The organism is Thermanaeromonas sp. C210 (assembly GCF_013167955.1).
GTDB lineage: Bacteria > Bacillota > DSM-521 > Neomoorellales > Neomoorellaceae > UBA12545.
On sequence record NZ_BLWF01000003.1, the window covers coordinates 36,856 to 49,356 of the forward strand.

The 12,501-nt window shown below is 59.4% G+C and carries 14 protein-coding genes; all 14 read left to right on the top strand.

The annotated features are described in order from the left end of the window. The first annotated feature begins 60 nt into the window (after positions 1-60). The 14 genes from cysK to TAMC210_RS07680 all read left to right on the top strand — a co-directional run bounded on the left by cysK (position 61) and on the right by TAMC210_RS07680 (position 12,490). Positions 61-984, top strand: a complete 924-nt coding sequence (gene cysK, locus TAMC210_RS07615) for a cysteine synthase A (protein ID WP_173298220.1) — start codon at positions 61-63, stop codon at positions 982-984. A gap of 186 nt (positions 985-1,170) precedes the next feature. Continuing rightward, a complete protein-coding gene (locus tag TAMC210_RS07620; RefSeq protein ID WP_173298221.1) occupies positions 1,171-1,926 on the top strand; it encodes a YebC/PmpR family DNA-binding transcriptional regulator in 756 nt (251 codons plus the stop codon). A gap of 66 nt (positions 1,927-1,992) precedes the next feature. Then, entirely contained in the window at positions 1,993-2,550 is a 558-nt protein-coding gene (locus tag TAMC210_RS07625) for a hypothetical protein (RefSeq protein WP_173298222.1), read from the top strand. A gap of 252 nt (positions 2,551-2,802) precedes the next feature. Continuing rightward, positions 2,803-3,309: a crossover junction endodeoxyribonuclease RuvC gene (gene ruvC, locus TAMC210_RS07630; protein ID WP_173298223.1), complete on the top strand. Its 507-nt coding sequence runs from the start codon at positions 2,803-2,805 to the stop codon at positions 3,307-3,309. Then, positions 3,303-3,902 carry a Holliday junction branch migration protein RuvA gene (ruvA, locus tag TAMC210_RS07635; RefSeq protein ID WP_173298224.1) on the top strand — a complete coding sequence of 200 codons (600 nt, stop codon included), beginning with the start codon at positions 3,303-3,305 and terminating at the stop codon, positions 3,900-3,902. The genes ruvC and ruvA overlap by 7 nt, the downstream gene beginning before the upstream one ends. 306 nt (positions 3,903-4,208) lie before the next feature. Continuing rightward, entirely contained in the window at positions 4,209-5,234 is a 1,026-nt protein-coding gene (gene ruvB / locus TAMC210_RS07640) for a Holliday junction branch migration DNA helicase RuvB (RefSeq protein WP_173298225.1), read from the top strand. Between the two features lie 227 nt (positions 5,235-5,461). Beyond that, complete coding sequence (locus tag TAMC210_RS07645) at positions 5,462-5,686, top strand: DUF2905 domain-containing protein (protein ID WP_277997697.1); 225 nt, start codon at positions 5,462-5,464, stop codon at positions 5,684-5,686. Positions 5,687-5,751: 65 nt separating this feature from the next. Further along, a complete protein-coding gene (gene sigI / locus TAMC210_RS07650; RefSeq protein WP_173298226.1) occupies positions 5,752-6,486 on the top strand; it encodes an RNA polymerase sigma factor SigI in 735 nt (244 codons plus the stop codon). After that, complete coding sequence (locus tag TAMC210_RS07655; protein WP_173298227.1) at positions 6,473-7,681, top strand: anti-sigma factor domain-containing protein; 1,209 nt, start codon at positions 6,473-6,475, stop codon at positions 7,679-7,681. The genes sigI and TAMC210_RS07655 overlap by 14 nt, the downstream gene beginning before the upstream one ends. Positions 7,682-7,894: 213 nt before the next feature. Then, entirely contained in the window at positions 7,895-9,316 is a 1,422-nt protein-coding gene (locus tag TAMC210_RS07660; protein WP_217267326.1) for a SpoIID/LytB domain-containing protein, read from the top strand. A 1-nt stretch (position 9,317) separates the two neighbouring features. Then, positions 9,318-10,343, top strand: a complete 1,026-nt coding sequence (queA, locus tag TAMC210_RS07665; protein ID WP_173298705.1) for a tRNA preQ1(34) S-adenosylmethionine ribosyltransferase-isomerase QueA — start codon at positions 9,318-9,320, stop codon at positions 10,341-10,343. 15 nt (positions 10,344-10,358) lie between these two features. Then, entirely contained in the window at positions 10,359-11,486 is a 1,128-nt protein-coding gene (gene tgt, locus TAMC210_RS07670) for a tRNA guanosine(34) transglycosylase Tgt (protein ID WP_173298229.1), read from the top strand. A 53-nt stretch (positions 11,487-11,539) separates the two neighbouring features. Continuing rightward, positions 11,540-11,821 carry a preprotein translocase subunit YajC gene (gene yajC / locus TAMC210_RS07675; RefSeq protein WP_173298230.1) on the top strand — a complete coding sequence of 94 codons (282 nt, stop codon included), beginning with the start codon at positions 11,540-11,542 and terminating at the stop codon, positions 11,819-11,821. 3 nt (positions 11,822-11,824) lie between these two features. Then, positions 11,825-12,490 (top strand): HD domain-containing protein, encoded by a 666-nt coding sequence (locus TAMC210_RS07680; RefSeq protein WP_173298231.1) that lies wholly within the window; start codon positions 11,825-11,827, stop codon positions 12,488-12,490. The last annotated feature ends 11 nt before the right edge of the window (positions 12,491-12,501 follow it).

Consider the following 12,501-nt stretch of genomic DNA (forward strand, 5'->3'; position numbering starts at 1 on the left):
ATAGAAATAGTAGGAATTAGGGTGGATGGGAACGATAAAACGAGGGGGTTGTAGGTTAAGATGCGAGTAGCGGAAAACATAACCGAGTTGATCGGGCAGACGCCGGTGGTGAAACTTAATCGCCTGGCGGGGGAAGGGGCTGAGGTATGGGTTAAACTGGAATTCTTTAATCCCGGCTCCAGCGTAAAGGATCGTATCGCCCTGAGCATGATCAGGCAGGCTGAAGAGGAAGGACGCTTAAAGCCTGGGGACACCATTGTGGAACCAACCAGCGGCAACACGGGGATAGGCCTGGCCATGGTAGCCGCCTCACGGGGGTATCGGCTTATTTTGGTGATGCCGGAAACCATGAGCATTGAGAGGCGCAAGCTCCTGGCCGCCTTCGGTGCGGAGTTTATCCTTACCCCGGGTACGGAAGGAATGCGGGGAGCAGTGGAAAAGGCACAGGAGCTGGTGCAGGAAAATCCCCAATTTTTTATGCCCCAGCAGTTCGACAACCCGGCCAATCCTGCCATTCACCGGGAGACTACGGCCCGGGAAATACTGGAGCAAATGGGAAGACGCCTGGATGCCTTTGTAGCCGGCGTGGGTACCGGCGGGACCATAACGGGGGTGGGCGAAGTACTCAAAAAGGAGTTGCCGCGTGTGCAGGTCGTGGCCGTGGAACCTGCCGCCTCGCCCGTACTTTCGGGGGGACAGCCCGGACCCCACAAGATCCAGGGAATAGGGGCCGGGTTCGTACCCAAGGTATTTAACCGCGGAGTGGTTGATGAAATTATTACCGTGGGTAATGAAGAGGCCATGGAAACTTCCCGGCGGCTGGCCCGGGAAGAGGGCATCCTGGTCGGGATTTCTTCGGGTGCCGCGGTGTATGCTGCCCTGCAGGTGGCTCGCCGCCTGGGCAAGGGGAGGAGAGTCTTGGCCATAGCCCCCGATACGGGGGAAAGGTATCTTAGCACCGAGCTCTTTAAGTTCGATATGTAGCCGGTATCCCACGGCCCGCTGAAGGTTGTAAACCGCTCCCGCGGGCCAGCGGACGATCTCTCGGAGGGGCTCGTTACGGCGGGCGAGAAAAGTAGGATGCCTCAAGTCATGCCTCCCTTGCACCGCCAGGGCGTAATATGATAGAATTGTGCACGCTAAAAAAGAGGAGGAGGGGAGGGAGGATAAGTGGCCGGGCATTCCAAGTGGGCTAACATTAAACACCGGAAGGCCAAAATGGATGAAAAAAAGGGCAAGCTGTTTACGAAGATAGGCCGGGAGTTGATCATAGCCGCCAGGATGGGCGGTGGTGACCCGGAGGCCAATCCCCGCTTGAAAGCGGCCATCCAGAAGGCTAAGGAAGCCAATATGCCCAACGAAAACATCCAGCGGGCCATCATGCGCGGCACCGGGGAGATTGAGGGCACTGCCTATGAAGAGCTGACCTACGAGGGTTACGGACCGGGCGGGGTGGCCCTGCTTCTCAATATTGCTACCGACAACCGTAACCGCACGGCAGCGGAAATCCGGTATATTTTCTCCCGTAACGGCGGTAATCTGGGGGAGAGCGGGTGCGTGTCCTGGATGTTCCGGCCCCGGGGCGTCATCACCATTGCCCTTCCGGCGGGCGAAAAGCGGGAAGAGGTCGCCCTCCAGGCCATTGAGGCCGGAGCAGAGGATGTGGACGACAGCGATGCCGAGATCCTGGAAATCTACACCGAGCCGGGGGAACTGGAGAAGGTGCGCCAGGCCTTGGCTGCGAGCGGGATCGAAATTGCCGGCGCCGAGGTGCAGATGGTACCTAACACTACGGTGACTATTGAAGATCTGGAGACGGCGGCCAAGGTGTTGAAGCTGGTGGATCTCCTGGAAGACCACGATGACGTGCAGGCTGTTTATAGCAACTTTGATATTCCCCAGGATATTATGGAACGGATAAGCTGAGGGGAACAGGGTATAGCAGGACGTCCAGCCGGTGATGCTAGATTCTGGTAGCAAGGAGGTTGGCTTATGGAATCTGGCAGCCGGCGTTTTTTGTTGGTCCTCTTCCTCCTCGCCGTGGGAGGAATGATTGCAGTCTTAGGGCCGAAAATCGTAACCCTGGAGAAGTCTCCCGGGCCTGCCGTACCCCGGCCTGCGCGCCCCCTTCCGGTGGTGGAGAAGGTTTACGTGGCTTGCGGGCACCGGGAAGAGCTGCCGCTCCCTGCCGGTGTAGACTGGAAGAGGGCGGGCAAGGAGGAGCTGGAAGCTGCCTTTCCGCCGGGGGAAGGATGGATAATCCGGGAGGAGGGTAGTGGACGGGTAGTCATTTCCCAGGAAATCCTGGAGCTCTGCCCGGCCGATGCCGGGAAGCTTCACCTGGCAGAACTGGACGGCCGGGTGGCGGTTTACCGGGGGCCGGCCGGGAGCTCCGGTCCCCTGGAAAGGGTGCTGGACGTGGAGATATCCCAGCTACCCGCCTACTGGCAGGAGCGGATACGCCGGGGTCAGGCAGAGTTCGGGTCTGAGGAAGAACTGGGGCAGGCCCTGGACAGCCTGGATGAATACTCTTCGGCCTATGGGTCGTAACGGCCCCCTCGCCCATACTCCGCGCTGCCCGATCTCAGGAATTAATTAACAGGAGAAGGAACCGATGCTAAGGTTGGCGAATTACCACTCTAGCAGATCGGCGGGTGAAGGCGCCGGAGCTCGCCTGGCGGGCGGGGCTATTGAAGGGGAGAAGACGATTAGCGCCTAGGGCACGGGGCTGGTCGCGTATTGGGGCTGGAGGCTAGAGGTTCGTGGAACGTTAGGACGGCCGAAGGCTAAAGGAGAGGTTATATGCGAATTTTGGGTATTGACCCGGGCACCGCCACCACCGGATACGGCTTAATCGAGACGGGCAGAGAAGGTATGAGGCTGCACGGCTACGGTTGCCTTCGTACTCGGGCGGGCGACCCCCTGCCCCTTCGGCTGGCCTCTTTGTATGAACAATTGACCGCCCTCATCCGGGAAATGGAGCCTTCCTCCATGGCTATAGAGGAACTGTTTTTTAACAAAAACGTGCGCACGGCCTTGTCCGTGGGTCAGGCCAGGGGGGTGGTGCTGCTGGCTGCGGCCCACGCCCGGCTTCCCGTAGTGGAGTACACCCCTCTGCAGGTGAAACAGGCCGTCACCGGCTACGGCCGCGCTCCTAAGGATCAGGTGCAGCGAATGGTACAGGCCATTTTGAAATTGCCCGAGCTGCCCGCTCCCGACGACGCCGCCGATGCCCTGGCCGTGGCCGTGTGCCATGCGGCTTACCAGAGCTTCCGGGACCAAGTGGAGGGAGGGGGCTTCTTTTGCTAGCGTTCCTGAGGGGTGAGTTGCGGCAGGTAGGGCCGGAAGGGGTGTTATTGGAGGTAAACGGGCTGGGGTTTTTCGTCCGTACCCTGCCCGGTGCCGACTGGCCGCCGGTAGGAAGCGAAGTAACAGTGTATACCCATCTGGCCGTAAAGGAGGACGCCCTGGAATTATACGGCTTTAAGACCTCCGAAGAACTAAAGATGTTCCAGATTTTGCTGGGAGTTAGCGGCATGGGGCCCAAGGGAGCCCAGGCTTTGCTGGCCGCCGCCTCCCCCGAACGCCTGGGTCAGGCCATTATTGAAGAGGACGAGGGTTTTCTCAACGCCCTCCCGGGGGTCGGCCCCAAAAAGGCCAAACGCCTGGTGGTGGAATTAAAGGACAAGCTGGTAAAGGCCGGCCTGCGGTTTGACGCCGGGTCCTCGGTCCCTGGTCCGGGTGAAGATGAAGTGTTGGCAGCTCTAGTGGGGCTGGGATACAGTGCAGCCGAAGTACGTGGACCCCTCAAGAAAGCCAGGGAAGAGATGGGCCCGGGGGCAGGCACGGGTGAGCTCTTGCGGGCCGTACTTAAAGATTTGGGCTCCCTTAAAGGGCTGTAAAAGGGCGGCGGGCGACTTTTTCCAGGTAGACCGGCTTGCTGCCTTGCCGGCAGTTCCAGCAGTTACAAAGGGATGGAAGGGCCCGGAGGGTGTTTTCATAGAAGACCTGTTTGGACATTAAAGCCCTTGTTTGGCTGCGTAAAGATGTTGGGGCGGGAGCCGGTCAGATGCGGTATGTGGTCGGGCAGATCCCGGCCGGGCTTCCCTGGCTGGTGAGGGTCTTGCCGGGGCGGGGTGGAAGCGGGCGAGCCCCCGGCCTCAACGGGTCCAACTCGGGGACATTTCTGGGAGAGGAGTTGCAGCTTTATGGAACGCCTGGTGGCCTCCACACCACATACCGGCGAACAGGAGATAGAAGCAAGCTTACGGCCCCAGTCTTTAGCCGAGTATATCGGCCAGGAGCAAGTTAAGGAAACCTTGCGCATTTTTATTGCCGCTGCCAAGGCCCGGGGCGAAGCCTTAGACCACGTACTTTTATGCGGCCCGCCCGGCCTGGGCAAGACTACCCTGGCCGGTATCATCGCCCGGGAAATGGGAGTACAGTTTCGTATCACTTCGGGACCGGCCATCGAACGCCCGGGCGACCTGGCGGCCATCCTGACGAACCTGCAGCCGGGGGACGTGCTATTCATAGATGAAATCCACCGGTTGCCGCGAAGCGTGGAAGAAATCCTTTACCCGGCCATGGAAGATTTCGGCCTGGACATCGTGCTGGGCAAGGGTCCTGGCGCTAGGTCTCTGCGCCTGGCCCTGCCGCGGTTTACCCTGGTGGGAGCCACCACCCGGACGGGCCTCCTCACCTCTCCTTTACGGGAGCGTTTCGGTATTATGGCCCGGCTGGAGTTTTACCGGGAAGAAGAGCTGGCCGCCGTGGTCCGGCGTTCGGCCGGAATACTGGGGGTAGAAATAGATCCCCAAGGTGCCTGGGAAATCGCCCGCCGCTCCCGGGGGACCCCGAGGATCGCCAACCGCCTCCTTAAAAGGGTGCGGGATTATGCCCAGGTAAAGGCCGGGGGGGTCATCACTTTACAAGTGGCGCGGGAAGCCCTTGAATTACTGGAAGTGGATGAGGAGGGCCTGGATACCCTGGACCGGCGCCTCCTGGCCACCATCATCGAAAAATTCGGAGGGGGACCTGTGGGTTTAGATACCCTGGCCGCCAGTTTGAGCGAAGATGCGGAAACCCTGGAGGACGTGTACGAACCCTATTTGCTGCAGAAGGGGTACCTCCAGCGCACGCCGCGGGGACGGGTGGCCACCGAATTGGCCTACCGGCATTTGGGGTTAAAATATAACAAGGGAGACGGAGCCGTCCAGCTAACCATCCTTTAATTCGGGGACCTAAAGATTTTGGGGTTCCCAAAGCCTGGGGACAGGCGGGGGGCAGGGGGTTAAAGCTTGAGGCGGGCTGTCGCGGGCACCAGGGCCGGTACGGCCTCGGGGGCGGAGGGCCGGGAGAAAACCGAGGCTTACGATTTACCATTACCGGCCGGGAGTTATAAGGGGAGTTCCATCTCGCTCCAGGACCGGTCTCCCTGTAGAGAGAGGGGTGGTATTCGGTGGGGGATTTTGGGGCTTTAGGCAAGATGCTGGTGGGCGTGGGGCTATTTCTGGCCTTGCTGGGATTAATGATCTGGGGAATGGGTAAACTTACCTCCCTGGGGCGCTTACCGGGGGATATTTATATTCAAAGGGGCAATTTCACTTTTTATTTCCCCCTGGTTACCTCCCTTATTTTGAGTCTAATCCTCACCCTGGTGTTAAATCTCTTTTGGCGCCGCTGAAGGTGGCTGGTAGCCCCGAAATGGGCGGTAAGGGCCGAATTTTCTTTGGGGAGGAGTGAAGCTGGTTGCAGCCGGAAACAGACCCCAACCGGCTTCTTTCTTTGGCTCGCCAAGGGGATAATCTGGCCAGGGAAGAGCTCATCCGGAAGTTTACCCCCTTTATCTTGAAGATCGCCTCCCGGTTGAGCGGCCGTTTTATCCGTCTGGGCGAAGATGACGAGGCCAGCATCGGGCTTATGGCCTTCAACGAAGCCATTGATAACTTCAACCCGGAAAAGGGTATTTCTTTTTTAACCCTGGCCGAGACCATTATCCGCCGCCGGCTGGTCGATCATTTCCGCCGCGAAAAGCGGCACCGGCAGAATATCCCGCTGTCCGCCCTGGACCAAGCTCCGGGACAGGGAGGGGGCGGTATGGTGGCCGGGATCGAGGATTATACGCTGGTGGCCGAGCTGGAGGACCGGAGACGGGAGGTCATCCGCTACCAGCAGGATCTGGCCCATTACGGGATTACCTTTGCCGACCTGGTGAGGGGTAGCCCCCGCCACCGAGATGCCAGGGAGCGGGCGCTGGCCTGTGCCCGGGTGATCGCGGACAACCCGGTTTTCCGGTGCCATTTGCAGGAAAAGCACGAGCTCCCTTTAAAGGCCCTCGAAAAGGAGCTGGACACCAGCCGGAAGACGCTGGAGCGCCACCGCAAGTACATTATTGCCGCCGCCGTGATAATGATGGGGCAATATGAGTATCTCCAGGAATATTTAGGTTGGAAGAGAGGAGGTGAGGGGTGTGGCCTGCGCTGAAAGGGGCGTGGTTTTAGAGGTACGGGGCAGGAAGGCTATTGTTCTCACCCCTGAAGGCGAGTTTCGCCGGGTACGCCTTGCCGTACCTTTGCCCGAAGTAGGGGAAGAAATCATGCTGCCCCCTAAAGCATCCCGTGGAATTCCGTGGTATAGGGTGGTAGTTGCGGCTGCGGCTTTATTGTTTATAGCTCTGGTAGTCCCCTGGACCGGTAACCTCTTCGGCGGGCCCCGGGAAGTAGCTTATTACATCAGCGTGGATATCAACCCGAGCATAGAGCTGGCCGCCGACAGACGGGAAAGGGTTATGGAGGCCCGGGCCTTCAACCCGGAGGGGGAAGATCTCCTGGAGGGCCTGCGTTTAGAGAAGGTCGAAGTCCAGAGGGCTGTAGCGGAATTGGCTCGGGAAGCCGTTAGAAGGGGCTATTACCGGGCCCAAGAGGAAGGGGTACTGTTGCTGGCTGTGGTTCCCGCCACCGACGCAGAGGAAGGATTGGAGGCCGGTGAGAGCCTCGCTGCCCGGCTGACGACGACGGCCGAAAAGGCGCTGGAAGAGAACCGGATTATACCGGTAGTGCAGGCGGCCACTATGAAGCCTGCCTTGCGGGAGCAAGCTTCGCGGGCCGGTCTTTCCTCCGGCAAATACGCCGTGTTGCTGGAGTCCCTGGCCCAGGGGGTGGACGTGAGCGGCGAGAGCCTTAAGCAGGAGAGGATTCTAGATGTGTTACGGAAGTCGGGGGCTGACTGGCAGGAGATCCTGCGCTCCCTGGGAGGACGTAATAATCTTGAGGAAAAGGAGAGAAGGGTAAAGCCCCTCCTGGAGAAAGCCCTGGGCTCAAAGGTCGACTACGATCCCGAGGCAGCCGGGCGGGCCGAAGGGAGACGGGAAGAGGTCGGTGACGGATTGCGCGGTAATCTTGTAAAGTCATCGCCGGGCACCCCGGCGCGCACCGACGGCGCGGAAATGGGGAATGACGCCCCAAAGGGAGGAAAGCGGGAGAACTGGGTATGGGAGGCCGAGGACTCCAGGCCTGCAGAGGCAGGCAATACTGCGGAAGATAAGGAGAGGCCGGTGGAGGAGACCGGTCGTAAGAAAGCCCCCCGCGGAGGAGAAGGGGGCAAGGGCAGGGGGAGCCCCCCTCCGAGGGAAAAGGAGCCCCGGGGTTGGCCGGGGAAAAATGAAAGACCGGCGCGGTGAGTTCCAGGACGGGAACCCGACAGGGAAAGGAAAGGCCTAACGCGGCCGGGGGATTGAAGAGGCTGATTTCCGGCGCCGGTGGTGGGAAGGACCTGGTAGAGGTAAGGTTGTCGCGGGGGTTGTGCCGCCGACAACGGATGTTGGTGGCGGGATGCCCGCGGTGAGAGTTGGTGCACATAGTTCAGTACCTGAGGAGAAATGGAGGAAGGGGCATTGGGCAGGAAGACTTTACGGGGAGGAATTCTTTTTCTTTTCCTGTTGACGGTTACCCTCTTACCTTCTCCGGCGGGGGCGGGTGACCCGGACTCCCCATCCATAAGGGTACTCCTGGATAGAGGCCTTAGCCGGGTTAGTTTTGAGGCGGTTCAGGGCAGCTACCGGCTGGTGGACGGACAGGGAAAGGAGCTCGCCCGGCCCGGCACGGGTGAGTCCTGGGAGGTCAGGCTGGAAGAAGGCCAGTTAAGACTTTTCAAGGAGGGGCAGGCTTTGCCCCCCGTAAGGGTCGGAAGGGTGGAGTTTAAACCGGCGGACGAGAAAGCCTCGAATCTCTTTAAATACCAGGGGAAGCGCTACCGGGGAAGCCTCCGGATCCTTTATGAGGGGACGGGGCTGGCGGCCATTAATAGTTTGGATGTGGAACAGTATCTTTACGGAGTAGTGGGGGCCGAGATGGGTACCGGTGCCGGACTGGAAGCCCTCAAAGCTCAAGCCGTAGTTTCCCGCACTTTTGCCTTAAGCAGGGTGAGGCCGGCGGCCCCTTATGATGTAACCGATGATACCTCTACTCAGGTCTATGACGGCTATGAAGCCGAAGTGGTCCCGGGCGCTGACAAGGTAAAGCAGGCCGTGGATTCCACGCGCGGACAAGTTATTTATTATGACGGCAAGCTCATTGAAGCTTACTTCCATTCCAATGCCGGGGGACATACAGAGGACAGCGAAAACGTATGGTCCGCGGCCTTGCCCTACCTGCGGGGCGTCCCTTCCCCGGAGGACGAGCATGCCCTCCAGTACAGCGGGTGGCCCGCTGATACTTACAGGTGGACCCTTAGCCTGACCAGGGAAGAGATCCAGAGGAGGGTAGAGGCCTGGTTAGAGAGGACGGGCCAGAAAACCGAGATAGGGCAAGTGAGGGAACTGGTAGTCTCCCGGCAGAGGTCGGACGGGAGCGGGCCCACGATATCCGGGCGGGCAACGCGGCTGGATATAATAGGCGATAGGAGCGCGGTGTCGGCCTACCGGGACGGCATACGGTCGGTTCTCGGGCTGCGCAGCACCTTATTTACCCTGGAGACGGATTCTACCGTGGCCGTGGTGGACGCAAGGGGGAATAGGCGGGAGCTAAGCTACGGCGGCGAACTGGTGGCGGTGGGGGCTAAGGGCGCCCCGGATGCGGTGAACGGCGCGGCGGGCGAATACGTGGTAGCCGGCCGGGACGGGAGCCGCACGGTGCCCAAGGTATTTCGGCAGGTAGTTATTCAGGGCCGCGGTAACGGTCACGGCCTGGGTCTGAGCCAGTGGGGGGCCAGGGGGATGGCCGCGAAGGGGTATAGTTACCGGGAGATAATTGAACACTATTATAACCAGGACCGCCGGGACGGAAAACTGGTGGTTGCACCTTTTGCGGGGAGATAGTATGCGCGTAGAGGAGTTCGATTATTATCTGCCCCCGGAATTAATAGCCCAGGAACCGGTGGAGCCGCGGGATAGCTCGCGGCTCCTAGTGTTGCACCGCCGGGACGGGCGCCTGGAGCACCGCCGTTTCTATGACCTGCCGCAATACCTGGAAAAGGGAGATATTCTAGTGCTAAACGATACCCGGGTCATACCGGCTCGCTTATTCGGCAGGAAGGCGGGAACGGGAGGCCGGGTAGAGGTGCTCCTCCTGAGCCCTCTGGGAGGGGACCGGTGGGAGACCCTGGTGCGGCCCGGCCGCCGGGTACCGCCCGGTACCCGGCTTATTTTCGGTCAAGGAGAGCTGGAGGCCCGGGTGTTGTCTACCACCGACGAAGGTGGACGGGTACTGGAATTCGCCTATCGGGGAAGCTGGGAGGATATCTTGGCCAGGCTGGGACGGGTGCCCTTGCCCCCGTACATCCGGCGGGAACTGCCGGATCCCGAGCGCTACCAGACGGTCTACGCCCGGCATCCCGGTTCGGCGGCAGCCCCCACGGCGGGCCTCCACTTTACCCCCCGCCTGTTGGAAAAAATAAGGGAAAAGGGGGTGGAAGTGGCTTCGATTCTACTGCACGTCGGCCTCGGTACCTTCCGCCCGGTGAAGGAAGAAACGGTGGAAAAACACCGCATGCATGCCGAATACTATATTGTTTTGCCGGAAACGGCCGAGGCCATCAACAAGGCCCGGGCCCGGGGCGGACGGGTGGTGGCCGTGGGGACCACGGTAGTCCGTACCCTGGAAACGGTGGCCACCCCGGAGGGCAGGATATCCCCGGGAGAGGGATATACGGATCTTTTTATATATCCTGGTTACTCCTTTAAGGCGGTTGACTGCCTAATTACTAACTTCCATTTACCCCGTTCCACCCTCCTCATGCTGGTGAGCGCCTTCGCGGGGCGGGAGAAGATCCTCCAGGCCTACCGGGTGGCCGTAGAAGAGGGTTATCGGTTTTTCAGCTTTGGTGACGCCATGCTAATCCTCTGAGGAGTGACACAGGCAATGGCTGCTGTTACCTTTGAGGTACTTAGAGAGGAGAAGACCTTCGGGGCCCGGTTGGGCCGTCTGGTTACCCCCCACGGGGTAGTCCACACCCCGGTTTTTATGCCGGTGGGCACCCAGGCCACGGTTAAAACCATGACCCCGGAAGAAGTGGTGGAGCTGGGAGCGGAGATCATCCTCAGCAATACATATCACCTGTATCTACGGCCGGGGGCGGAAATTATCAGGGAGGCCGGGGGATTGCACAAGTTTATGAACTGGCACCGGCCCATCCTGACGGACAGCGGGGGGTTTCAGGTTTTTAGCCTTTCCCCGCTGCGGGAGATCCGACCTGACGGCGTGGTCTTCCGTTCCCACCTGGACGGCTCCACCCATTTTATGGGGCCGGAAGAATCCATGGCGGTGCAGGAAGCCCTGGGTTCGGATATAGCCATGGCCTTTGACGAGTGCGTGGCCTATCCCGCCACTTATGAGGAGGTCGAAGCCGGAGTAGAACGCACGACCCGGTGGGCCGAGCGCTGCCTGGAGGTGCACCGCCGGAAGGACCAGGCCCTTTTCGGGATCATCCAGGGAGGGACCTTCCCCGAACTCCGGCGGCGCAGCGCAAGGGAAATTACCTCCCTGGACTTCCCTGGCTATGGTATTGGAGGCTTGAGTGTAGGGGAACCTAAGGATGTGATGTACAGGATCCTGGAAGAGCTGCGGCCCCTGCTGCCCGAGGACCGGCCGCGCTACCTTATGGGAGTGGGCTCGCCGGACTGCCTTATAGAGGGAGTAAAAAGGGGCATCGACATGTTTGATTGCGTGCTGCCTACGCGTATTGCCCGCAACGGCACGGTACTTACCAGCCGGGGCAAATTGGTGGTACGCAATGCTTCCTATGCCCGGGACTTCAGACCCCTGGACCCCGAATGCGACTGCTATGCCTGCCGGAATTTTTCGCGGGCTTACATTCGACACCTCCTCAAGGCCAACGAGGTCTTAGGTCTAAGGCTAACGACCATTCACAACTTGCACTTTTCCCTCCGCTTAATGGAGCGCATCCGTAGGGCCATAGCCGAGGACTGTCTGGAGGATATGGCCCGGGAATTCTATGCCCGCTACAACAGCACGGGAGAAAATTTATAAGGGCGAAAGGTGTTATCCGTCTTTTGTCGAAAGGAATAATGGGAGGTGATGTTATGGAGCAGGCCCAGGGATGGGGGCTGACCATTTTTTACCTGGTCTTCTTTTTTGCCATCTTTTACTTCTTGATCATCCGTCCCCAGCAGAAGCAGCAGAAAAAGCGCCAGGAAATGCTCAGCAAGTTAAAGGTGGACGACCGGGTAGTCACCGTGGGCGGCCTCCACGGGCGTATTACCAAGATAAAGGATGATACGGTAATGCTGCGCATTGCCGACAAGGTAGAAGTGGAAGTAAATAAGAGCGCCATCTCTTATGTGCCCGGCCAGGAGGCGAAGTAATCCTTGGCTCCGGTAACCCTGGAAGAGGTTAAGAAGGATCCGGAAGTAGAAATTTTGGTCCAGCAAGGCAACCGGCATCTGGAGGTTTTGGGTTACACCGAGCATGGCCACCGCCATTTGAGCCTGGTGGCCAGTATTAGTTATAACGTCCTTCACCGGCTGGGCTATCCGGAACGCATGGCCGAGTTAGCCTCTATTGCGGGCTACCTCCATGATATAGGCAACGTCATCAGCCGCGAAAATCACGGCCAGGCAGGGGCTTTGCTGGCTTACCATATTTTGTCCCGGCTAGGTATGGTACCGGAGGAGACGGCCCTCATTATGGGGGCTATAGGCAACCACGAGGAGGCCTACGGCCAGGCGGTCAATGCGGTGGCAGCCGCTTTGATCCTGGCCGACAAATCTGATGTGCACCGTTCCAGGGTGCGGAATACAGAGCTGGCCACCTTCGACCTCCACGATCGGGTCAACTATGCGGTAGAACACTCCTTCCTGCGGGTGGAAGAAAAGGAAAAAACCATCACCCTGGAACTCAAGATCGATTTAAATATCAGCAACCCGGCGGAGTACTTCGAGATTTTCCTGACCCGGATGATGATGTGCCGCCGGGCCGCTGCCTTTTTAGGCTGCCAGTTTGGCCTGGTAATTAATAACGCCCGCCTCCTTTGAATTGACATCAA

Coding starts and splice junctions, on each gene's coding strand:
- yajC (WP_173298230.1), top strand. CDS start 11,540: ATGGAGCAGGCCCAGGGATGGGGGCTGACCATTTTTTACCTGGTCTTC.
- cysK (WP_173298220.1), top strand. CDS start 61: ATGCGAGTAGCGGAAAACATAACCGAGTTGATCGGGCAGACGCCGGTG.
- queA (WP_173298705.1), top strand. CDS start 9,318: ATGCGCGTAGAGGAGTTCGATTATTATCTGCCCCCGGAATTAATAGCC.
- ruvC (WP_173298223.1), top strand. CDS start 2,803: ATGCGAATTTTGGGTATTGACCCGGGCACCGCCACCACCGGATACGGC.
- tgt (WP_173298229.1), top strand. CDS start 10,359: ATGGCTGCTGTTACCTTTGAGGTACTTAGAGAGGAGAAGACCTTCGGG.
- ruvB (WP_173298225.1), top strand. CDS start 4,209: ATGGAACGCCTGGTGGCCTCCACACCACATACCGGCGAACAGGAGATA.
- TAMC210_RS07625 (WP_173298222.1), top strand. CDS start 1,993: ATGGAATCTGGCAGCCGGCGTTTTTTGTTGGTCCTCTTCCTCCTCGCC.